Origin of the sequence: Zhihengliuella sp., from assembly GCF_031178195.1 — a bacterium.
Classification (GTDB): domain Bacteria; phylum Actinomycetota; class Actinomycetes; order Actinomycetales; family Micrococcaceae; genus Zhihengliuella.
Genome location: NZ_JAPSJL010000005.1, coordinates 67,152 through 88,698 on the forward strand (window position 1 = coordinate 67,152; position 21,547 = coordinate 88,698).

General features: G+C 66.8%; 25 protein-coding genes. 15 read left to right on the top strand and 10 right to left on the bottom strand.

The features are described from left to right. Positions 1-34: 34 nt before the first annotated feature. Together RIN46_RS08870 and RIN46_RS08875 are read right to left on the bottom strand one after the other, a co-directional pair. Positions 35-598 (bottom strand): recombinase family protein, encoded by a 564-nt coding sequence (locus RIN46_RS08870; RefSeq protein ID WP_309082307.1) that lies wholly within the window; start codon positions 596-598, stop codon positions 35-37. Between the two features lie 350 nt (positions 599-948). Next, a complete protein-coding gene (locus RIN46_RS08875; RefSeq protein WP_309082306.1) occupies positions 949-1,857 on the bottom strand; it encodes a LysR family transcriptional regulator in 909 nt (302 codons plus the stop codon). A gap of 73 nt (positions 1,858-1,930) precedes the next feature. Between RIN46_RS08875 and RIN46_RS08880 the strand changes: the two genes are divergently transcribed. The 8 genes from RIN46_RS08880 (at position 1,931) to RIN46_RS08915 (ending at position 8,455) form a co-directional block, all read left to right on the top strand. After that, positions 1,931-2,860: a DMT family transporter gene (locus tag RIN46_RS08880; RefSeq protein WP_309082305.1), complete on the top strand. Its 930-nt coding sequence runs from the start codon at positions 1,931-1,933 to the stop codon at positions 2,858-2,860. After that, positions 2,857-3,588 carry an NAD(P)H-binding protein gene (locus RIN46_RS08885; RefSeq protein WP_309082304.1) on the top strand — a complete coding sequence of 244 codons (732 nt, stop codon included), beginning with the start codon at positions 2,857-2,859 and terminating at the stop codon, positions 3,586-3,588. The genes RIN46_RS08880 and RIN46_RS08885 overlap by 4 nt, the downstream gene beginning before the upstream one ends. A 155-nt stretch (positions 3,589-3,743) precedes the next feature. Then, a complete protein-coding gene (locus RIN46_RS08890) occupies positions 3,744-4,346 on the top strand; it encodes a TetR/AcrR family transcriptional regulator (RefSeq protein ID WP_309109451.1) in 603 nt (200 codons plus the stop codon). A gap of 115 nt (positions 4,347-4,461) precedes the next feature. Further along, the gene (locus RIN46_RS08895; RefSeq protein ID WP_309109458.1) at positions 4,462-5,598 is read left to right on the top strand and encodes an MFS transporter; all 1,137 of its coding nucleotides are present in this window, start codon (positions 4,462-4,464) and stop codon (positions 5,596-5,598) included. A gap of 29 nt (positions 5,599-5,627) precedes the next feature. Next, a complete protein-coding gene (locus tag RIN46_RS08900; protein ID WP_309109452.1) occupies positions 5,628-6,605 on the top strand; it encodes an EamA family transporter in 978 nt (325 codons plus the stop codon). Between the two features lie 65 nt (positions 6,606-6,670). After that, entirely contained in the window at positions 6,671-7,177 is a 507-nt protein-coding gene (locus RIN46_RS08905) for a nuclear transport factor 2 family protein (protein ID WP_309082215.1), read from the top strand. Positions 7,178-7,180: 3 nt separating this feature from the next. Beyond that, positions 7,181-7,324 (top strand): hypothetical protein, encoded by a 144-nt coding sequence (locus tag RIN46_RS08910; protein ID WP_309082214.1) that lies wholly within the window; start codon positions 7,181-7,183, stop codon positions 7,322-7,324. A gap of 144 nt (positions 7,325-7,468) precedes the next feature. Further along, positions 7,469-8,455 (top strand): Abi family protein, encoded by a 987-nt coding sequence (locus tag RIN46_RS08915; protein ID WP_309082213.1) that lies wholly within the window; start codon positions 7,469-7,471, stop codon positions 8,453-8,455. A gap of 78 nt (positions 8,456-8,533) precedes the next feature. Here the strand turns inward: RIN46_RS08915 and dnaE are convergent, their stop codons facing one another. Further along, on the bottom strand, positions 8,534-12,046 hold the full coding sequence (gene dnaE, locus RIN46_RS08920) for a DNA polymerase III subunit alpha (RefSeq protein WP_309082212.1): 3,513 nt from the start codon (positions 12,044-12,046) through the stop codon (positions 8,534-8,536). A 122-nt stretch (positions 12,047-12,168) separates the two neighbouring features. Here dnaE and RIN46_RS08925 point away from each other — a divergent pair, with 122 nt between their 5' ends. Beyond that, positions 12,169-13,089 carry a LysR family transcriptional regulator gene (locus RIN46_RS08925; protein WP_309082211.1) on the top strand — a complete coding sequence of 307 codons (921 nt, stop codon included), beginning with the start codon at positions 12,169-12,171 and terminating at the stop codon, positions 13,087-13,089. Between the two features lie 123 nt (positions 13,090-13,212). On the opposite strand, the gene RIN46_RS08930 is transcribed toward RIN46_RS08925, so the two are convergent. Together RIN46_RS08930 and RIN46_RS08935 are read right to left on the bottom strand one after the other, a co-directional pair. Then, complete coding sequence (locus RIN46_RS08930; protein WP_309082210.1) at positions 13,213-14,367, bottom strand: AAA family ATPase; 1,155 nt, start codon at positions 14,365-14,367, stop codon at positions 13,213-13,215. Continuing rightward, positions 14,364-14,915, bottom strand: a complete 552-nt coding sequence (locus tag RIN46_RS08935) for a dihydrofolate reductase family protein (RefSeq protein ID WP_309082209.1) — start codon at positions 14,913-14,915, stop codon at positions 14,364-14,366. The genes RIN46_RS08930 and RIN46_RS08935 overlap by 4 nt, the downstream gene beginning before the upstream one ends. A 107-nt stretch (positions 14,916-15,022) precedes the next feature. On the opposite strand from RIN46_RS08935, the gene RIN46_RS08940 reads away from it, so the two are divergent. Continuing rightward, a complete protein-coding gene (locus tag RIN46_RS08940) occupies positions 15,023-15,616 on the top strand; it encodes a TetR/AcrR family transcriptional regulator (protein ID WP_309082208.1) in 594 nt (197 codons plus the stop codon). Between the two features lie 272 nt (positions 15,617-15,888). Here the strand turns inward: RIN46_RS08940 and RIN46_RS08945 are convergent, their stop codons facing one another. Together RIN46_RS08945 and RIN46_RS08950 are read right to left on the bottom strand one after the other, a co-directional pair. Then, positions 15,889-17,070 carry an MFS transporter gene (locus RIN46_RS08945; protein WP_309082207.1) on the bottom strand — a complete coding sequence of 394 codons (1,182 nt, stop codon included), beginning with the start codon at positions 17,068-17,070 and terminating at the stop codon, positions 15,889-15,891. Further along, a complete protein-coding gene (locus RIN46_RS08950; RefSeq protein ID WP_309082206.1) occupies positions 17,067-17,408 on the bottom strand; it encodes a transcriptional regulator in 342 nt (113 codons plus the stop codon). The genes RIN46_RS08945 and RIN46_RS08950 overlap by 4 nt, the downstream gene beginning before the upstream one ends. Before the next feature lie 112 nt (positions 17,409-17,520). Between RIN46_RS08950 and RIN46_RS08955 the strand changes: the two genes are divergently transcribed. The 3 genes from RIN46_RS08955 (at position 17,521) to RIN46_RS08965 (ending at position 18,659) form a co-directional block, all read left to right on the top strand. Then, on the top strand, positions 17,521-18,012 hold the full coding sequence (locus tag RIN46_RS08955; RefSeq protein ID WP_309082205.1) for a hypothetical protein: 492 nt from the start codon (positions 17,521-17,523) through the stop codon (positions 18,010-18,012). A gap of 9 nt (positions 18,013-18,021) precedes the next feature. Continuing rightward, positions 18,022-18,222 carry a hypothetical protein gene (locus tag RIN46_RS08960; protein ID WP_309082204.1) on the top strand — a complete coding sequence of 67 codons (201 nt, stop codon included), beginning with the start codon at positions 18,022-18,024 and terminating at the stop codon, positions 18,220-18,222. A 131-nt stretch (positions 18,223-18,353) separates the two neighbouring features. After that, positions 18,354-18,659 carry a helix-turn-helix transcriptional regulator gene (locus RIN46_RS08965; RefSeq protein WP_309082203.1) on the top strand — a complete coding sequence of 102 codons (306 nt, stop codon included), beginning with the start codon at positions 18,354-18,356 and terminating at the stop codon, positions 18,657-18,659. Between the two features lie 22 nt (positions 18,660-18,681). On the opposite strand, the gene RIN46_RS08970 is transcribed toward RIN46_RS08965, so the two are convergent. From RIN46_RS08970 to RIN46_RS08980, 3 genes are all read right to left on the bottom strand, one after another. Next, the gene (locus tag RIN46_RS08970; protein WP_309082202.1) at positions 18,682-19,590 is read right to left on the bottom strand and encodes a hypothetical protein; all 909 of its coding nucleotides are present in this window, start codon (positions 19,588-19,590) and stop codon (positions 18,682-18,684) included. Next, positions 19,587-19,928, bottom strand: coding sequence for a histone-like nucleoid-structuring protein Lsr2 (locus RIN46_RS08975; RefSeq protein ID WP_309082201.1), 342 nt, complete (start codon positions 19,926-19,928; stop codon positions 19,587-19,589). The genes RIN46_RS08970 and RIN46_RS08975 overlap by 4 nt, the downstream gene beginning before the upstream one ends. A gap of 120 nt (positions 19,929-20,048) precedes the next feature. After that, on the bottom strand, positions 20,049-20,429 hold the full coding sequence (locus RIN46_RS08980) for a hypothetical protein (RefSeq protein WP_309082200.1): 381 nt from the start codon (positions 20,427-20,429) through the stop codon (positions 20,049-20,051). Between the two features lie 303 nt (positions 20,430-20,732). On the opposite strand from RIN46_RS08980, the gene RIN46_RS08985 reads away from it, so the two are divergent. Continuing rightward, entirely contained in the window at positions 20,733-20,999 is a 267-nt protein-coding gene (locus tag RIN46_RS08985) for a helix-turn-helix transcriptional regulator (RefSeq protein WP_309082199.1), read from the top strand. Positions 21,000-21,040: 41 nt separating this feature from the next. Next, on the top strand, positions 21,041-21,244 hold the full coding sequence (locus RIN46_RS08990) for a hypothetical protein (protein WP_309082198.1): 204 nt from the start codon (positions 21,041-21,043) through the stop codon (positions 21,242-21,244). Positions 21,245-21,547 lie beyond the last annotated feature (303 nt).

Here is a 21,547-nt window from a genome sequence, read left to right on the forward strand (position 1 = left end):
CGCCCAGCTGGACCGATGCCCACGAGTCGGATGCTCACTTTCCGCCCTCGATCTCCAGGTACCGGTAGAGCGTCGCCGGGCTGGTCTCGCAGACCCGCGCGATCTCCGCCATCGTGAACCGGTGCTCGTCGTAGAGCGCCTGCGCCTTCGCGAGCTGCTTGGCCGTGATCGAGCGCTTCCTCCCGCCCACGCGTCCCTGGGCGCGAGCCGCGGCGAGGCCGGAGCGCGTGCGCTCGATGAGGAGCTCTCGCTCCATCTGGGCGACGGCCGCGATGATGTTGAAGAAGAACGCCCCCGAGGGCGACGAAGTGTCGATGCCGAAGTTAAGGATCCGCAGACCGACGCCGAGCTTCTTCAACTGCTCGCTGAGGTTCGCGAGCTCGCCCATGTGCCGGCCAAGTCGCGACAACTCGGTGACGACGAGCCGATCACCCGTGCGAAGGGTGCGGAGGCAGAGATCGAACTCAGGACGCTTGGATTCCTTGCTGCCCGAGGCCTTCTCGGTGAAGACCCGCTCGCAGCCTGCCGCCTCGAGCTCGTCGATCTGCCGATCGAGGATCTGGTCGTTGCGCGATACGCGCGCGTAGCCGATGTCCATCGCTCTCCCCAGTGGTCTGGCGGAGAGCCCCGATGCCCGGCGTCTGAGAGCCCTGGGCCCAGAGTGAGTCGAGTGTGGACAGGCCCCGGCCGACGCTGCGTCGGCCTCGTGTCCATTCTATCGGGGGTTTGTGACAAACCAATTGTGAGAGAAGTCTGTCCTCGTCGTGTCGCACGGATCGCCAGGGAGCAGCGGTCGCGTCAGATCCGTCTCACAGACGCTCGTTTGCGGACGTGCTTGTCGTTCGTGGTTTGCGCGGGCTAGGGTCTTGCCCATCATGATCAGCCCGTAGCTGCAAGGCGCGGGCTGGTTTTCTTTCTTCGGAGAGGGGCCATGGCGGAGCCCACCGCCTACCCCTTGGACAGGGCCGTGCTCGCCTGCTCGCGCAGCGCGGCGATCAGCGACACCAGGTTCGGGGAGGACTGCGAGGTCCGGCGGGTCGCGATGGAGATCGTCCGGTGCGCGTCTGGGTCGCTGAGCGGCACGGGTACCACGGTGGTCGGGAGCGGCCCGCGCCCGAGCCGGGGCAGCGCGGTGATGGCGAGGCCGTGCTCGACGAAGCTGATCAGAGAGGCGAACTCGCTCGCTTCGTAGATCGTCCGGGGTCGAAGGGCGAGGACCTTCTGATGGCTGGCGAACCAGTCGCGGTACGAAGGATCCTCGCGCGGCGTGAGCGCCCATGCCTGCTCTGCCAGATCCTGCAACGTGAGCGAGGGCTCACGTGCCAGCGCGTGCTCGGCGGGGAGGATGGCGTCGATGGGGTCGATGCCGAGCGTCTGCTCCCGCACGACGTCGTCCTCGTGCGAGCGGGTCGCTCCCCACTCCTTGACGATCGCGGCGTGGAGCCGCCCCGCACGGAGACGGTCCAGCGCCTCGTCCGGCTCCAGTTCGCGGGGGCGGATCCGCAGAGCAGGGACGTCCCTGGCAAGCGTGGCGACAGCCGGGACGAGGAGGCCGCGCAGGCCCGTGGGGAACGCGCCGACGTCAATCGCGCCGGAAGGTACCAGGGCCGTGCGGTCGACCAGGTCATCGAGCTCCAGGAGCAGGTGGCGGCCACGGTCCACCAGGACCTGCGCGCGGTCTGTGAGGATGATGCGGCGACCCGACCTCTCGACCATGGGGGCGTCCATGGCCCTCTCCAGGCGTCGGAGGTGCTGGGTCACGTTCGAGGGGCTGTACCCGAGTTCTCGCGCCGCTCCCGTCACGCTGCCGGCGTCGGCGACCGCCACCAGCACCCGCAGCCCGAGGACATCTACCATTCAGTCAGACTAAACGATCAAGGAGGAGATTGCGCAATAGACATGAATCCTCACTGTCCGCAACATGGTACGTATGCAGCTTGCAACACTCTCGTCTCCTGTAACCGCGCGAGCACGCGCCACGGTACTCCTCACGATCGCGATGGCCGGCTGGGGCACCATCGGCCTGTTCGCGCATGGCGCTGACGCGGATCCGGTGACGATCGCAGCTTGGCGGTGCGTGTTCGCCGTCGTCACCCTTGCAGTGATGTCCGTCGCGGTCGGGGCCTTTCAGTCCAGCAGGTTCACCCGCCGCGCGGTCATGCTCACGCTCTCCGGCGGCGCAGCTCTGGTGGCGAACTGGGTGCTGCTGTTCGCAGCCTTCGATCGGACGACGATCACGATCGCCACGGTCAGCTACCACATGGAGCCGTTCTTCCTCGTCGCCATCGGCGCGCTGATCGCGCGGCGCGCGCCATCGGCGCGATCTGTGGCCTGGCTGGTGGCCGGGTTCGTCGGCCTCCTCCTGGCGACGCGATTCGTGCGGTTCGACGGCCTCGCCCTCGACAGCGGATCGCTCATCGGCCCCCTGGCCGGCCTGGGGGCCGGCCTGCTCTACGCCATCGCGACATTACTCGCGAAGTACACCGACGGCATCCATCCCCAGGTGATGACCTTGATGCAGTGCGGACTCGGAGCCCTGGTGCTCCTCCCCTTCGCCGGGATGCTCGAGTGGAGCGATTCCCGGTGGGGCTGGATCGCCGCGATGGGCGTCATCCATACAGGCGTCCTGTACTGGATCCTCTACGCCGCGGCGCGGAGGCTATCAACCGTCACGCTCGCGGCCCTGTCCTTCGTGAATCCCGCGGTCGCCGTGCTCACCGACGTGCTCCTCACCGGCGATCTGCCCGCGCCTGAACAGTTCATCGGCATTGCGGTGATCGTCGCCGCTACTCTCGCGATCACGCTCAAGCAGGAGGACCACGAATGCCGGTCACGGCCCGAGGTGGAGGTCGCGGCATGAGGGTCGCCGTCGCAGGGGCGACCGGCCTCGCCGGCGCAGCGGTGTGCGCCGCGCTCGAATCCGAACGTGCTGACGTGGTCCCGCTCAGCCGCTCGCACGGCGTGGACCTGATCTCTGGAGCAGGGCTCGAGAGGATGCGCGGCTGCGACGTCGTCATCGACGCCACGAACGTCACCGGAGGAGACCTGCCGCGCGACGTCGCGACCGTAACGGCAGCAGAGCGGCTCGTTGAAGCAGCTGTCGAGCACGGCGTCCGGCGAGTCGCCGTGCTCTCTATCCTGGGCGTGGATGATCCCGGCTTCGACGAATTCCCCTACTACCGCGCGAAGCGTGAGCAGGAGCGGCTCGCTCTCGCGAGTCCGCTTGAGGCGGTGATCGTCCGCTCCGCGCAGTGGTTCGAGTTCGCGATGAACCCAGCAGCTGTCACTACCGCCGACGAAGGATATCTTGAGGTCGCCGACTGGCTGATCCAGCCAGTGGCCGTGTCCAGCGTCGGATGCTACCTGGCCCGGTCCGCACTGAAGCCCAATCGAGAGGTCGTCTCGATCGCCGGCCCGGAACCCGTGCGGCTCCCGGAGATGACCCGACGGATCCTCTCCACTCGCGGCGACCCTCGACAGATCCGCGCGGTCGAAGCTCGTGTCGCGGCGTTCAGCTCAGGCGCGCTCCTCCCTGACGCGTATGCCTCGCTCCTCGACCCGCGACTCAACGAATGGCTTGTCAACTAGACCACCCCCTACCGCCGAGAGCACAGGGCACACGACAGGACTTTGGCGCTCTTGGCATCGGCGCGGGCAACCCTGATCAGGGATACGACAAGTCGCGGGCGGAGACGATCCGACAGTATTGGACAATCAAATACATAATGACGTACGGTGACTCCATGGCCAGACCACGCACCTTCGACGAGACCGCAGTTCTCGACGCCGCGGCGCGCGAGTTCCGTGTTCACGGCTTCGCCGAGACCTCGACAGAGCAGCTCTGCGAAGCAGCCGGCGTGCGCCGCAGCAGCCTGTACAACACCTTCGCCTCCAAGGACGAGCTGTTCGTGCGGGCGCTGGAGCACTATGTCGCGACGACAGGCAGCGCCCACGAGGCAGTGCTGACCGATGAAGACTTGCATGGCGCTGCCCGCCTGCAGGGCCTGATGGATCTCATTCTTGACGAGGAGCGCGAGGCAGCGGCTCATGGCCACGCTGCAGGATGCATGGTGGTCAGTGCTCGAATGGCGCCCGACCTGAGCGCGAAGAACGAGAAGGTCAAGAACCTGCTAGACCGGGCGCTAGAACGGCAACTCTCCCTGATCGAGCAGACCATCCGCCTGGGGCAGCTCGACGGCTCGCTCAAGCCGGGTAACGCAGCGCCCGATACCGCACGCACTATGGTCGCGCTGATCTCGGGTTTGCGGGTCCTCGCTCAGGCCGGCTCGACTCACGAAGAGCTGCGTCGAGTGGTGACGCTCGCACTCGACGGTCTGCGCGCCTGACGCGACGCCCGCACCGCGGCTGGTGCGGGTCTACTTTTTGACCAAATTCTGTACTGCATAATCCAGAAAGAGAAGTCCTATGAAGAAGCACCTCTACCTGCTCATGGTCACCATCATGGTGACGGTCATGAGCGAACTGCAGGTCGCGGGCATGATGCCTGCGATGTCCGCCGACCTCGGCGTGTCCACCAGCCAGGTCGGCATGCTGGTCTCGATGTTCGCCGGTGGCATGGCGATCGGTGGACCGCTTTTTGCCTACTTCCTGCGCCATAGTCCTCCCAAGAGCGCACTTCTCACGATCGTCGCGCTATACGCCGTGATGCAAGTGCTGGTGCCGCTCATCGATGAGTATTGGTGGGTCGCGCTAATCCGGATTCTCACCGGCGCACTCGCGGGAGCATCGTTCGGTCTTTCCGTAACTTACGCCGCGCTGCTGGCACCAAGCCCGCAGAAGATCGGCGAATCCATCTCGATCGTGCTCGGCGGCATCATGGTCGGCACGATCCTCGGACTGCCCCTGTCGCACTTCATCGCGGACCGCTGGGGCTGGCAGGCCAGCTTCCACGTCCTCGGCGCGCTCACGTTCCTGCTATTCCTCGCCAGCGCCGCCGTACTGCCCAAGCGCGACGCCCCGGCGCAGGAAGCGGCTGCCCAAGACGTGCAGAACCTGCGTATGCCGAAGCTGTGGGCCCGCTACGCCGTCAGCCTCCTGACCGTCGGTGCCGCCTACGCATCGTTCTCGTACTTCACCCCGCTGCTGGAGACCAGCGCCGGGTTCAGCACCAACGCCACGACGATCATCCTGCTCGCCTACGGCGTCTGCTCATACATCGGCAACATGGTCGTCGGCAAGTTCGCCGACAAGCACGCGGTCGCCGTGCTGCGGATCGGCCACGCGCTGCTGTTCGTCGCGCTGGCCGCCCTCGCGGCGTTCGGATACGTCCAGCCGATCGTCCTGGTGATGGTCATCATCGTCGGCTTCGTCGGCGTCACGATGAACCCCGCCCTGGTGACCCGCGTCGCGGAGGTCGGCGGGGCCGGGACGATGGTCAGCACCATCCATACCGCCGTCATCTCTGCGGGCGTAACGCTCGGGTCGGCCGTCAGCGCCGTGACGATCAGCATGTTCGGCGACGATCCTGCCGTCGCGATGTGGACCGGGGCGGTGCTCGCCGTGCTCGCAGCCATGGTGCTGTCGACTCAGACCGAAGCCCGGAAGAAGGAATTGGTCGACGCCGTCGCGACGGACTAGCACCGATCTGCAGAGAAAGGCCACGATCGTTGGCAGCGAGCACCGGCATGAACATGTCGACAAATAGAACTGGACTGCGTGCCGCAGGGTACGTCTTCGTTGGAGCTCTGGGCATCCAGGCCTCGTCGGCCATTTCGTCGACGATGTTTTCCGATCTCGGATCGCCGGCCGTGAGCTCGATTCGATTGCTCATTGCTGCAGTCGTACTCCTGCTCGTACTGCGGCCCAGGGTGCGTGGTATCAGTGTCCGCCAATGGTTCAACATTGCGGCATTCGGTGCGGCTATGGCCGCTATGAACATGCTGCTGTACGCCTCGATCGAGCGGCTGCCCCTCGGTATCGCGGTGACCCTCGACTTCCTGGGGCCCGCAGCCGTCGCGCTCGTGCTGTCACGGAGAATCCGAGAAGCGATATGGGCGCTCGCGGCGCTGGCCGGCGTCGTTCTGATCGCCGGACCGGGCGGCTATTTCGACCTCTCAGGATTCCTCTTCGGGCTAGGCGCTGGGTTCTGCTTCGCGCTGTATACGGTCTTCGCCGAAAAGGTCGGGAAAGCCGACGACGACTCGATCGCCACCCTCGCCTTGTCGGTTGCCTTCGCTGCCGTGCTCTCGGCCCCGTTCGGAATTCCGCAGATCACGTCTGTGAGTGCACCTCAGTGGTCGATGCTCGCGCTGAGCGGCCTCATCGGAGTCGCGCTGCCCTATGTCGTCGACACTCTGGCTGCCAAGCTATCATCGGCCCGCGTCATCGGAACGCTGTTCGCGATCGATCCCGCTGTCGGATCTCTGGTGGGCTGGGTAGCTCTCGGCGAACAGCTGAACGCGCTGGCGCTGACCGGAATTGCGCTCATCATGGTCACCGGTGCCGTGGTGGCCTGGACAACCGCGAGCACATCCACCCGGGCCGACACTGGCTCGAGACGCGGGTCGCCGCGCCCGTCGACCGCGGATCACGCGTCAGCATTGGATCCAGGCGACCCTGCGCCGTCCACCGCTGGCCGCGTGTGACGGAGGTCCGGCGGTTCATCTTGCTCTTCCTCGATTCGAAAACCACACACAGAAAGGTGCAACGCTTGACCACAACTGTTTCCGAGGACCTCGCAGCACAACGCGTGGAGATCGTCCGGAAGTACTTCCGGATGGTCGACGCCGGTGACCCCGGACTGCTCGACCTCGACACCGACGACGTCGAGATCTTCTTCCCCAAGTTCGGACACGGCCGCGGCAGGGAGGACATGAGCGAGTTCGCCCGCAGGCTTTGGATCGGCCTCGGCAGCATTGAGCATGACATCGAGGGTCTGGACATCATGGTCTCGGGCGACCGGGTCGCTGTCGAAGGCCGCGAGTGCGGAACGCTCGCCGACGGGACGGCGTGGCCTGACGGGCAGGTCTCCACCGGCCGCTTCTGCAACGTCTTCGCCTTCCGCGGGACCCTGATCAGCTCAGTGCACATCTACGCCGATCCGGATATAGCCAGCGCACACGCAGAGAAGGTCAGGCAGCTGCACCGGGGGGTCGTGAAGCGACGACCCAGCGCCTCTCCCACTGAGACATGCAAGGCAAGAACCGCGCGGCCTTAGCAGGTGGCGGAGGTCGCGGGGATCCGTCCCATCCGGCTCAAGGAGCTGGAGACCGGCGTCGACCACCCCGAGGGCCTGAAGACGCTGGGCAAGGTGCTCAGGGCCTACCGGGTGCGCCTCGGCGTGGCGCTGCCGACGGCGCGGTGAAGGTCGAGCCTGTGCTGAGCTGTTCAGCGCTGCTGGGCTGAGCACGGAGAGGGCGGCGACGAGCCTCCTCGTGCTATGCTCGTGTCATCACGATCAGCCCGTTGCCGCAAGGCGCGGGCTGATTTTCTTTTTCCAGGGAGGACCATGGCGGAGTACGCGAAGCCGTGGCTGTCCGTCGACGAGCAGATCGATCGGCTGGCGGGGCACGGGGTCGAGATCAAGGATCGAGGCCGGGCCGCGACGGTCCTGCAGGCCGTCGGCTACTACCGCCTCACCGGCTACCTCTACCCGTTCCGCGAATCCGAGCCCTACGCCGATGACGAGGGCCGCGCACGGATCCGCGTGCTCAGCGACTACCGGGCGGGCACGACGCTGCGGCACGCCGAGGACGTCATCGACTTCGATCGGCGGCTGCGCATGCTGGTCATGGACGGCGTCGAGCGCATCGAGGTCGCCGTCCGCATGCGGATCGGCTACGTGCTCGGCAGGAGGTCGCCCTTCGCCTACGAGGACCCGGCCTGCTTCACCGAGGCCTTCACCGCCGAGAGCACCGACGCCCGGGATCCCGCGCCGAGCAGGCACGTGCAGTGGCTCCAGCGCGTCAACGAGAGGAAGGCCAGCTCCGACGAGCAGTTCGTCGAGCACTTCCGCCAGAAGTACGACGACCGGATGCCGGTCTGGGCGCTGACCGAGATCCTCGAGCTGGGCCACCTGTCCGTCCTCTACCGGGGCATGCACCAGCAGGACGCCGAGGAGATCGCCCTGGCGTTCGGCGTCCCGACGAAGAAGATCATGACCAGCTGGCTCGCGAGCCTGAACTACGTCCGCAACGTCGCGGCGCACCACTCCCGGCTGTTCAACAGGAAGCTCCAGAACGCGCCGGCGCGCCCGAAGTCAGGGCAGATCCCCGTCCTCGACCACCTGCGGGACGAGGCGACGGCGAAGGGGGTCTTCGGCACCTACAACGCCCTCGCCGTCATCGCGCATCTCCTGCCGTCCATCGAGCCCGGCACCGACTGGGCGGAGCAGATGGCCGCGCTGCTGCGCGACTTCCCCGTCTCGCACGCCCTGACGATCGAGTCGACGGGCGCGCCCCGGAACTGGGAGTCGCTCGAGCTCTGGCGGGGCTGAGAGCTTCTTCGGCGAGGTTGACTGCTGAGACCTGAGCCATCGACATGAGAGCGTTATCCCCGAGGCTTAGAACTGGGTCTATTCGATCGAGTTCGCGCCGAGGAGTGCCTTGACTTCCGCATGCAGGTCGTTCGTCACCGATACCGGGTGGTTCGGAAGCTCGAAGTGGACGATGCTCCCCGGCTTGCGCATCTTCAAGTGGGTCGCCGTCTCTCCCCGGTGTCGTGACAGGATCTCTCCGAGCTCGGTGACTCGCGGTTCGGTGGCAGCTTCCTCCGCGATAAGGATCGTGAATGGCTTGTCGTGACGATCGACCAAGGCGTCGAGCAGTTCGACGCCGTCGGCATGGAGACTGAGACCCTCGTCGCGCACGCTGATCCGTCCGGTCACGGCGACGACGGCGTCCTGTTCGAGAACCGGCGAGCACAGCTGATGGGTCTTGCCCATCACCATGACGGTGACGTCTGCGCTCAGGTCTTCGACACGCACGATCGCATACGGGTTTCCGGAGGACTTGGCGACGCGTTGCTGGACCTGGGTGATCAGTCCGGCCACGGTGATCCGCTGGCCGTCCTTGGGCGGCTTCTCTCCCAGCAGCTGCTCGATGGCATGGGTCGATCGTTGCGAGAGCTGCTGCTCCAGACCGGTGAGCGGATGGTCGGAGACGTACAGCCCGAGCATGTCGCGCTCGTGGCCGAGCTTCTCGAGCCTCCCCCACTCGGAAAGCGAAGGAATCTCGGTCCTCACGCCGTCGAAGCCCTCGTCGTCGACTCCCGCAAACAGGTCGAACTGTCCTCGCAATTCTTCACGTTTGACCGACGCGGCGGCGTCGACCGCTTCCTTGTGGATGCTGACCAGCGCACGGCGAGAGTGCCCATACTCGTCGAACGCCCCCGCCTTGATCAGAGATTCGACGGTTCGCTTATTGGACGCCTCCTGCGGAACCCGGCGCAGGAAGTCGTGGAACCCGTCGAATGAACGATCTTCTCGGGTGCGGATGATCTGCTCGACGACGTTGCCGCCCACGTTGCGGATCGCTTCCAGCCCGAAGCGGATGTCCTCGCCGACGGCGGCGAAGTACCGGATCGACTCGTTGACGTCGGGTGGGAGGACTCGGATGCCCATCCTGCGCGTCTCCCCAAGGTAGAGAGCCATCTTCTCGCGGTTCTCGCCGACGCTGGTCAGCAGGGCCGCCATGTACTCGGCCGGGTAGTGCGCCTTGAGGTAGGCCGTCCAGTAGCTGAGGAGGCCGTAGGCGGCCGAGTGAGCCTTGTTGAACGCGTAGTCGGAGAACGGCAGGAGGATGTCCCACAGGGTGGTGATCGCGTCTTCGCTATAACCGTTCGCGCGCATCCCTGTGGAGAACGCTTCGAACTGCTTGTCCAGCTCGGCCTTCTTCTTCTTGCCCATCGCGCGGCGCAGCAGGTCTGCCTGTCCGAGGGTGAAGCCGGCGAGGACCTGGGCGATGGTCATGACCTGCTCCTGGTAGACGATCAGGCCATAGGTCTTGCCCAGGACGTCTGCCAGGGGCTCGGCGAGCTCGGGGTGGATCGGGACGATCTCCTGCTGCCCGGTCTTGCGCAGCGCGTAGTTGATGTGCGAATTGGCCCCCATCGGGCCGGGGCGGTACAGGGCACCGACGGCGGTGATGTCCTCGAAGTGGTCGGGGCGCGCGAGCCGCAGCAGGGACCGCATGGCGTCGCCGTCGAACTGGATGACCCCCAACGTGTCGCCGCGGCGCATGAGCTCGAAGACGCCGGGGTCGTCGAGCGGCAGCTCCTCGAGGTCGATCTCGTCGCCGCGGTTGGTGCGGATGTTCTCGAGCGCGTCGCTGATGATGGTGAGGTTCCTCAGGCCGAGGAAGTCCATCTTGATCAGGCCGAGGCCCTCACATGTCGGATAGTCGAACTGGGTGATGATCTGCCCGTCCTGCTCCCGCTTCATCAGCGGGATGACGTCGATGAGCGGCTCGCTGGACATGATCACCCCGGCTGCGTGCACTCCCCACTGCCGCTTGAGGTTTTCCAGCCCCGTGGCCGTGTCGTACACGGTCCGGACCTCGGGGTCGGATTCGATCAGAGCGCGGACGTCCTGGGCCTCGGCGTACCGCGGGTGGCCGGAGTCGAAGATGCCGCCGAGAGGGATGTCCTTGCCGGAGACGGTCGGAGGCATGGCCTTGGTGATCTTCTCGCCCATGCTGAAGGGATATCCGAGGACGCGTGCGGAGTCCTTCAGCGCCTGCTTGGCCTTGATCGTGCCGTAGGTGACGATCTGAGCGACCCGGTCGTCGCCGTACTTCTCCGTGACGTACTGGATGACCTCTCCCCGCCGCCGGTCATCGAAGTCGACGTCGAAGTCGGGCATCGACACGCGGTCAGGGTTCAGGAATCGCTCGAAGATCAGATCGTGGACGAGCGGGTCGAGCCCCGTGATGGTCAGCGCGTAGGCGACCATCGACCCGGCTCCGGATCCTCGGCCTGGACCGACGCGGATGCCCTGACTCTTTGCCCATTGGATGAAGTCCGCGACGACGAGGAAGTAGCCGGCGAAGCCCATCTGGAGGATGATCCCGGTCTCGTACTCCGCGCGCTCACGCACTTCCTGGCTGATTCCGCCCGGGTAGCGCATGGCCAGTCCGCGCTCGATCTCCTTGACCAGCCAGGTCTCCTCGGTCTCCCCGTCGGGCACGGGGTACCGCGGCATGTAGTTCGCCGAGGTGTCGAACTCGACGTTGCACCGTTCAGCGATCAGCAATGTGTTGTCACAGGCCTCGGGGAAGTCTCGGAACAGGTGACGCATCTGAGCGGCGGATTTCAGGTAGAACTCGTCGGCGTCGAACTTGAAGCGATTCGGGTCGTCCATGGTCGAGCCCGACTGCACGCACAGCAGGGCTGCGTGACTCTTGGCATCCTCTGCCGCGACGTAGTGCAGGTCGTTGGTCGCGACCAGCGGCAGATTCAGATCCTTCGCAAGCCTGATGAGATCACCCATGACGCGCTTTTCGATGCCCAAGCCATGGTCCATGAGCTCGCAGAAGTAGTTCTCCGCTCCGAAGATGTCGCGGAAGTCCGCCGCTGCCTGCCGGGCCTCGTCGTACTGGCCGAGGCGGAGTCGCGTCTGGACCTCGCTGCTCGGGCAGCCTGTCGTCGCGATGAGGCCCGTGCCGTACGTGCTCAGCAGCTCGCGGTCCATCCTCGGCTTGAAGTACTGCCCTTCCATCGAGGCCAGCGACGAGAGCCGGAAGAGGTTGTGCATACCCTCGGTGGTCTCCGCGAGCATCGTCAAATGCGTGTAGGCCCCCGCGCCCGAGACGTCATCCCGCGAACCGTCGCCCCAGCGCACACGAGTACGGTCCGTACGATGAGTGCCCGGCGTCAGGTACGCCTCTGTCCCGATGATCGGCTTGATTCCGGCGTCCCTCGCGGTCCTCCAGAAGTCGAAAGCGCCGAAGACGTTCCCATGGTCGGTCACGGCGACGGCAGGCATGCCCTGACGCGCAGCCTCATCCACCAGCGGACCGATGTGGGCGGCTCCGTCCAGCATCGAGTACTCGCTGTGCACGTGGAGATGGACGAACGCTTCAGCTGGCATCTGCACCCTCCCAAACAACAATCGGTTGACTGCTCGAGTTCAGCAGGAGGAGTAGGCAGGGGTCCAACAACCCTAGGCCCGGCGTGCCACAACCGTGCGTTGTACGGCGTAGTATTGGTGGCATGGATGTTGATACCGTGAGGACGTTCCTTGCCGTAGCGGAGCTCGGGCAGTTCCAGGAGGCGGCGACAGAGCTGGGCGTTACTCAGCAGGCAGTCTCCAAGCGCATCTCCAGGCTCGAGTCGGAGCTCGGCGTGCGCATCTTCGCCCGCACGCCGCGAGGCGCGCACCTCAGCGTCGACGGGCAGGCGTTCCTGCCTCACGCTCGGGAGCTGGTGCAGGTCGCGGACCGCGCCGTCGATTCAGTCCATCCCGGACGCAGAGCGCTGCGGGTCGATGTCCTCCACCGACGGATTGCACCCTCCGTGTTGATGCGCGAGTACCACCAGAGCAGCCCTCACGTGCTCCTCGACGTCGTGACGCTTGGCACCGCGAGCGTCACCGACGCGATCGAGGCGATCCGCGCAGGCACCATCGATGCGTCTTTTCGTGCGATCCTGCACGACGCACCCGACCAGTGGGCGGACATCGCTGTGCCCCGGGTCTTCGAATCACGGATGGAGGTGCTCGTCGGCCCTCACCATCCGCTTGCCGCCGCCAAGCATCTGACGCCCCATGACCTGCGGACCCATCGCATCTGGATCCCGGGGATCTTGCCGGGAACCGAATGGGCTCACTACTACGAAAGGCTCGCCGCCGACTTCGACCTCAGCATCGACGGCATCGGCCCGCACTTCGGCGACGAGGCTCTGCTCGAGGAGATCGCCGATTCCAGGACCCTGATGACGTTCGTGGGCGACCGCGACCGCTACCTCTGGCCGGCGCATTTCGACCTTCGCCGGATCCCGCTTCGGGACCCGACTCCGATCTATCCCTACTCCCTTGTGCACCGCGCAGACAATGCACACCCCGGGATACCAGGGATGCTCGACTACTTCCGGGCTCTCGAGAGCAGTGCTGTGGGCGAGACATGGCTGCCCTAGCGCCATCGACCGACTCCCTGTGCGACTTCCAGTGCCCCTCCGGCCAGGGGCGCAGGATCGCCATCCGCGCAGCTGCCAGGCCTTCACGACGATCTGAGGCGAGCACGGGCGACTACCGACCTCCTACGGGGAGTCCACGGGGCCACCGACGGAGCCTGGCTGGATATGAGCGACGATCTCCTCTGCGACTGCCTGCGGCGAAGCGTCGCTGGTGTCGATCACTCGACGACCATTGCGCGGCGAGGGATCCTGCGCCTCGATGACTGCCGCCTCGATCGAGGCGGCGAGCTCGTCTCCTTCCAGCCCGAGCCGGTGATTGCCCTGGACAGGTGGACCGTCACCGCGGGCACTGGCCGCGATCCGCTCGGCAAGTGCATCTGCCGACGCGACGAGCCAGAAGTCATGTGCTTCGACTTCGCCGCCGTGTTCGATGAGGTTGATGCTCGAAGCGTCGCCGCTGACCACGAGCGTGCTCGCCCCGGCTTCAGCGAGACGGCGGGCCACCGACCTCGCGTTCGCCGCGCGCATCGGAGCCAGGTCAGCGGCTCGCGACCGAGAGCCAAGGTGCCCGAGCTGGGTGGCATCGACATATCCAACGGGCTGTCCCGAGCGCGCGAGATGGGCGAAGACCTGGTAGCCCGTCGTCGAGACGCCGACTCCTCCGGGACCCGTGATGGTAATCAGCCTGTGCGCATTCGGTCTGACCGCTTCATCGATCGTCGCTTCTGTCTGGTCGTCGGCTCGACGGAGCCAGTCGAGGACGACGTGGCTCACCGCCTGCGCCAAAGCTTCAGGCGTCTGCGCACTTGTGTCCATCCGCAGATCCGCGAAGCCCGCTTCGATCCGCCGCGCGTACGCAGCGGACTCGTCCGCGAGCTCGGTCAGCCAGCCACGCTCCAGGACGCGGCGACGGATCGATTCCTCATCTGCGTCGAGGTGGACCGCGAGGATCCGGTCCCGCGGCCATCTGGGCAGAAGCGAGCGAAGCTGCCCATCACTGTCGGCGAGGCCGGCCACGATCAGGCAGCGTGCACCCTTGCGCTGGAAACTGCGGGCCAGGTCGGGAAGCGACGCAGCTATCAGGTCCTCCTCCGAGGCGTCGATCGCACTTGCCAGGCGGAGCTGGTCGGCGTCGGCGAACGCGGCCTGCACGCCAGCGCGCTCCAGCTCGGTCAAGAGACGGTGCCCGAGGGTGGACTTCCCCACTCCTGAGGTCCCGAGGATCCACACGATCGGAATCAGGGCTTGCCGATGCCTGGGGCTGTGGGCGTTGTTCATCGGCGACTGTAGGTGAGGAGCACGGCTCCGGACGCGAAGGTCTTTGTGCCCTTGTGTTCCCATCGACTACGGGGCTGGCCGCCTTGGAACAGCCGGGTGCCTTTGCCGAGAAGGACCGGATTGAGCACGAGCCGGAGTTCGTCGAGCAGGTCCGACTCGAGCAGGGAGGTCGCGGCGCTGCCGCCGGCGAACACGGCGATGTCGCGCCCATCCTCCTGCTTGAGGCTCCGGAGGCGTTCGATGGCATCGGGCCCGAGCGGAACTGCCCTGTGCCAGTCCGAATGCTCCAGCGTGCTGCTGAGGACGTACTTCGGCAGCGCGTGCATGCGCTCGCGCTGGACGGCTGTGACCTCGTCGCCGGCCGTGGGCCAGTACGCGGCGAGCTCGTCGTGGGCGACGCGCCCGAAGACCATGCCGTCGATGGACTGCAGGAGCTCATCGAGGTGCCGCTCGAACTCGGCATCGGAGAAGGCCCAGTCGATCGCACCTGAGTCGTCGTTGATGAAGCCGTCGAGAGAGACGTTGGTGTGCAGGAAGAGTCGTCGCATGGCAGGGCTCCTGTCCCGTCGCGGATCGCGACTGTTCTTGATTGGTCGGCCAAAAATATGGTGCCCAATTTTTGGCGGCCCTGTCAAGAAGTTGCTAGGATCGGGTCATGACACGCGCCGGTCGACCCAGAGGCTTCGTCGAGGCCCAGGTCATCGGCGGCGCGCGGGACGTGTTCTGGCTCCGAGGGTACGCAGCGTCGTCGCTCCGGGACCTGACTGAGGCGACGGGACTGCTGCCCGGGAGCATCTACAGCTCGTTCGGCGGCAAGCGCGACCTGTTCGTCCGCACTCTCGAGGACTACGCCGCTGGTGCGCGGCAGGCCGCAGACGAGCTGCGCGCCGCGGCCCCAGCCCTACCGGCCATCCGCGCCTTCCTGGTCGGTGCCGTCGACGCCGCTCGCGTCTCGCCGGGTCGCGGATGCATGCTCGGCAACACCGCGGTCGAGCTGCTGCCTGAAGACGACACGGCACGGGAGATCGTCCGCAAGGCGTTTCACGATCTGGAGGACGGGCTGGCGGCCGCGCTCGTGAACGCGCAGCAGGACGGCGAGATCCGCAGCGACCTCGACGCCTGTCCGCATGCTCGGCAGCTTCTCGCCCTGGTGCAAGGACTGCACGTCACGGCCCGCGCCGAGGCCGACCCGCACCGGCTCGTCGACGCGGTGGACGCAGCCCTCGATGCTCTTCGTCCCATCGTGTGACCTGTAGCGGTGGAGCGCGGCCTTGGAGCATGACCGGCCATCATGGCCAGCACTCCGGATTCGCCGACATCAGCTGTAGGCGTTGCCGACCGGCGGCTCGAGGGGCTGGAGGCGTATTCGATAGCTCTGGGCCTGCCAGACTCAGAACCGGCAGTGCTCTCCGCGGCACGATGCCGACGTGCTCGGGCCGAAACCTGGTGACGGAAGAACCCCGTGGCCTTCGTGGCCACGGGGTTCTTCCGTCGGCGCTCATAGCACCATTGGATTATCGATCACGCGACGCTGCACGCCTCCGCCTGCGCAGACTCGGGTGCCTTGCGCGCTGCGGCGCGCGTCGCGATCCAAGCAGTGAGCGCCAGCGCGAGCACGGCGGGAATGAGCGCCCACGCGGCGAGATCTGCTGCCCCAATGCCAGCGGTCAGCAGTGCGCCGCCGAGCGCTGCGCCGACGGCGGAGCCGAGGTACATCGCGGCCATCTGGAACGCGATGATCGGCATCGCCTGCGCCGGACGGTCCGCCGTCAGGGCCTGCTGCAGCGTGGGGACGCTCGCCCAGCCGGCCGCGCCCCAGACCACCGCCGCGATCAACCACATGATCGGTGACGAGAACAGCCACGCCGCGGCGAAGCTCAGCGCGAGCAGGGCAGGCAGCGCGATCAGCAGTGGCTTGGGGCCGAAGCGGTCGAGGGGCCGGCCGATCAGCGCGGACCCGGTGACGCCGCCGATGCCCCATGCCCAGACCAGGGCGAAGCCCAGTCCTGAGAGCCCGCGGTCCTCGGCCATGGGCAGGAGGTAGGTGTAGAGGCCCAGGCTGGCGACGCCCAGGAGGAAGGCAGCCATGACGCCGACGCTGGTCCGGCTCGATCGCAGAACCGTGAACGCGGATCCGCCAGCAGGCGCGTCGAGACGCGGGAGCGTCTTCGCGCGGAGCGCCAGCGCTGCCATGCTGACCACGCCGATGAGCACGACCAGGGCCATGGTCCAGCGCCATCCGGCGCTCTGGCCGATGAGCATCCCGACCGGCACGCCGGCAACGGTGCCAGTGGACAGGCCGAAGGTCACCAGCGACATGGCGCGGCCCCGCTCATGGTCGGCGACCATCGCCGCGGCCGTGGCGGTCGCGACGGCCGTGAGGATGCCCGCGCCCACTCCGGCGACCACGCGCGAGGCGAGGAAGACCTCGATGCCGGGTGCGAGGGTGGTGATGAGGTTGCCGAAGTTGAACAGCCCGAGCGCGATGAGCAGCGCCCGTGCCGTGCTGCCGCGCGTGAGGCGTCCCGACAGCAGCGGACCGGCGACGGCGTACGCGGCGGTGAATGCGGTGACGCCGAGCCCGATCATCGCCACCGTCGTGGTCAGTGAGTCTGCTATCTGAGGGAGGACGCCCGCGAGCACGTAGGCGTCGATGCCGAGCGAGACGGCGGCGATCACGAGCGGCCACAGCTTGCGGATCATGCGTCAGCCTCCCCGTGGTCGTCCTCGGCGTTCTCATAGCCGTTGAGCACCGTGCTGAGCAGGCCTGGGAAGCGGGCCTCGAGGTCCTCGTCGCGGAGCTTGATCATGCACTTGCGTCCCTCGGCGCGGACGAAGACCACGCCGGACTCGCGCAGCAGGCTCGTGTGGTGGGTCAGGGTCGAGCGCGGCAGATCGGGTCCGAGGTCGATGCTGTCGGTCTCTCCCTGTTCGGCGAGCGTGCGCACCATGTTCAGGCGCAGAGGCTCGCTGAGTGCGAAAAGGACGCGTGGCATCGCAATTTCGTTCGGGTCCGGGTGGTGGTAGGTCCGTGGGGGCATGGAGCATCTCCTATCGTTCGACCTTTCTCGCACGATCATAGTTCGAGAATTCCCGCACGATCAAGTCGCCAGCCACCCTCTCAACGACCCGAGCCCTCGTAGAGTTGTGCGCATGTCACCCGACGACCTCCAACGGCTCGCGATGGCCGACCTCCTGCGGCTGGAGGCGTCGCTGCGCCACGAGGTGGCTCGGCGGGGCATCTCCAGGACGGCGACCGCCCTCGGGGGCGAGCTCGCGGAGCACCTCGCCCAGCGCGTCTACGGGGGCGACCTGTCGGCTCCAGCGACGGCGGCATTCGACCTGATCGATGCGCAGGGCAGACGTGTCCAGGTGAAGTCCCGGACACTGCCGCCCGGCGAGCAGCGGCACTTCGCCTTCAAGAGCCTCGACTTTGACCTCGCGGTCTGCCTGCGCTTCGACAGGAAGACGAACGGGCTCGAGTGGGCCCGCGAGTTCCGTCCTTCGGAGATCCGGTCCCTGGCGAGCGACCATGCGGACGGACTTCGTCTCTCTACCCGACGGGCGTCCGAGCACGGCCAGGACTTAACCGACGCCTTCCGAACTGCGCTCGACGGGATGGGCGTCGGCGACGCGTGGACGTAGGGTCGAATCGTGGACCATAGACGCTTCGAAGGGCCGGACCGCCTGCGGATCGGCGCGCCCCGCGACGAGGGATACCGCACCTGCGCCGAGTGCGGTGGAGACTGCGAGCCCGAGCCCACTGCGCTCGACGGACTCGGCGTCCGCATCGCGTTCATGTGCCCGGAGCACGGAATACACAGCTTCGTGGACCCGTTCGAGAGCAAGCGGTAGAGCCGTTGGACAATCGACCGCCCCGGGAGTCTAGGCCTGAGGTCCGGATGACCACCAGGGCGCTGCATGTACAGACCACGCGAGCCGAGGCTTCACCGCCTCAAGCCCGTCGATCCGAGCGGAGAGAGACGATGAGCCGACGATTGGGCGACTTGGTCGCCGGGCACCCCGTGGACCGGGAACGAGTCATGGCGCACAAGGAGAGGATGGTGGCCGAGCTTCGCGGGCACCGACTCCGCGAGATGCGCGTCAAGCTCGGCCTGACGCAGGCGCAGCTGGCCGCGAGCATCGGCGTCGGTCCGAGCCAGGTCTCCCGGATCGAGCGCGGAGACCTCGAGGGCGTGAGGATCGGAACGCTCCGCGCCCATGCCGCTGCACTCGGCGCGGAGCTGTCCGTCAGCTCGATCGTGGGCGACGCGCGCACGCGGATCGGCTAACCCGGAGTAGCGCCTTGACGGCCTACTCGTCGAGGGCCAGGCCGAGCTGCTCGCGCAGTCGCCGAGCCTCCGCCTCGACCTTCGCGAGCCGAGCCTCGGTCCTCGACCGCTCCGCCGCGGCCTGCTCGTCCGAAGCCGGCTTCGAGTCCTTCTTCGGCACCAGCCAACCGATGCGCTGGTAGCCGGTGATGCGCTGTGCGTAGCGGCACGTGCGGCACTCCTGCTCGGGCTCCGGACGGGGCCAGCGCAGGTCGAGCATCTTGCGGACATGGTCGCGCTCAGCGCCTTCCTCGGGCCATCCAGCATCGTCCTCGGCGGACCAGCTCGCCTCGAACTCGCTCCGCATCTCGGCGGCGCGCTCCACGGTGACCAGCTTCGGCCCGTCCTCCGGCCTCCATCCCACGTCGGTCACGACGTGTTCGTGGACGTGCCCGCAGGAGAGGCGCACGCTCCAGAAGGCCGAGGAATGCGGTTCCGGCTGCCTCAGCGCCGCCCAGACCTCGGGGATCGTGTCGTCGGGGCACTCCTCGGGATCAGCTGGAAACTCCCTGACGCGTCGATCCATCCACTCGATGACGTCGCGGTAGACCGTCTCGACGTCGCTGTGGTCGTTCGTGCACCAGGCCTCGCCCAGGGGCAGGACGTCTCCGGCGGTCGGACCAGTCCACGGATGGGCATCCGGGTAGATGTCCTTCCCTAGAGTGAAGAGCTCTCGGACGCACCCGCACTCCAGCTGCACGCGCCAGCGGTACACGTCCTCGGCCTTCGGGATGAAGAAGAACCAGAACTCTGGCTTGTATCGGCGCTTCAGGGCCGCGACGGTCTCCTCGAACGCCTTGAGAGCCTGCTTCTGCGGACGCGCCCGTCCCGGAACGCGCATCAGCAGCGCGCCATTCGCCGAGTCCGAGTCGACGCGTTCCGCCCCGCTCACGACGCGGCCTCCGCGTGCGCGGCCGCATACGCGCTGTGGATCGCGTTCGGGATCTGCCCGTAGGACGACAGCCTGTGGCCGTTCTCTCGCGCCCAGACGCGGATGGCTGAGCGCTCCACCGGGGTGGTGTCCGGCACGAACCGCTGCGGGAGCGGCTTGACGACCGCCGTGCCGACCCTGCGCGCCGCATCGAGGTAGGCGCTCATGCAGCGCTCGAGCTCCTCGTGCTCGGCGGCCGTGAGGTCGATCTCGTACCAGGTCCCGGCGTACCCGAAGCTCGTCGGGACGGCGTCGGGCCGACCGCTCAGGTCGGAGACGATCAGGTTCTTGGTGGACATAAGGACTTCCTTCCGGTCAGGTCGCCCCGGCGCTCGGTGCCCGGGGTCTGAGCCGGCTCTGCACGTGTCCGAATGCCATCCGCCCGCCCTGCCGCTCTGTCGCGATCTGCTCGCGCTCCATCACGCGTCCGGGATCGGGAAGTCGCAGCGTTGGTTGAACTCCGCCAGGTCGCCGGCCAGGCTGTGGGAGTCCTCGGGGAAGAACTCCTCGAGGTACGCGATCGACCCTGTGCCCGTCAGATGGAACCCCACGACGTCCTCGTCGTCGATCCTGGCCACCATCGTCCCAGGAAGGTCGCCGCCGCCATCCCACGCGATCTCCTCCCCTGACCTGGTGCCGGAAGTCGTGGTGACGCCGTACCAGCAGTCCGAGTACGTCTGCGTCACGGAGTCTCCGTCGAGGACGATCACGGAAGCCCGCTCGTTCCTATTCTCAGTGAGGTTCACGGCCACATAGGTGCCGTCGGCGATCTCGACTGCCTGCTCTCCTGGCTCGGACACCGGCTTCGATTGCCCTCCGCCAGTCGACGAGGACGACCCGTCGCCGCCCGCGCCGCCGCAGCCGGCGAGCAGGACGAGTACGGATGCGCCCAGCGCCGTCCCCACTGTCAGTTTCGAGCGTCGAGTGTTCAAAGGCTCCAAGGTCTCCCCTTTTTGGAAGTCTGTCTCAGCTCGTCGACTCGGGAGGTCACTCACTCACGTGGCGGCGGGTCGCTACAGCGGGTCGACGTTGACTCGAGCCTACACTCGGATAGGCGCGTTTAGGTTACTGTGCACTGAACGCGACTCCGCGAACGTGGAGTCATGCCTGCTCCCGTCCCCGATCTGCGCGCCCTCGGCGTCGAGATCGCACGTCTCCGACGGGAGCGCGGGATGTCCATCGAGCGGCTCGCCGAAGCCGCCGAAGTGCACCGCAAGTCGATCATCCAGATCGAGGCCGGTCGCGTCGCAGCGAAGATCAGCACGCTCCACGGGATCGCTCACGCGCTCGGGGTGCCGCTGCCAGAGCTGGTCGCGCCGGTGTGCGCCCGGCATCCGAAGTCCGTCCGGACGCCGACGCCGATCGTGTAGCTCCGAAGCGTCCGTCCGGCGGGCGACCTAGAATCGAGGACATGACCGAGGACCTTGACTGGATGCGCGATCTGTCTCCCGCCGACCAGGAGAGGTGCGCGCGGGACCTGGCGGAGGCGACGGGCACCGATCGCCTGGACACCGTGGCGAGGGCCTGGCAGGAGACGGCGGCTGCCGTCGCCGAGGGTCTGGGGCGTGTCGAGCCGAAGTGGCTCGACCAGCACGCGGCCGTGGAGCGCCCGTAGGAATGGACTACAACGGCATCGACTAGCTGGATGGGTTCGAGGCCAGGGCCCCACGGACGACGTTTACCGGAGGTGCTCAGTCTGCGGAGGGGACCGCGAACCGGACACATCGCTCAGTGGACGGCACCGGCGTGCGCATCGCGTTCGTCTGCCTCGAGCACTGCGCTCAGGGCGTCGTGGATCCATTCTCCGACCTGCGGTGACCGACGTGGTGAGTGGTCACATGTCCTGACGGCCTTCGGGGCGACACTGGGCGCATGAGCGCACGACGACGACGGAATGATCTCGAGGGCCACGCCTTCA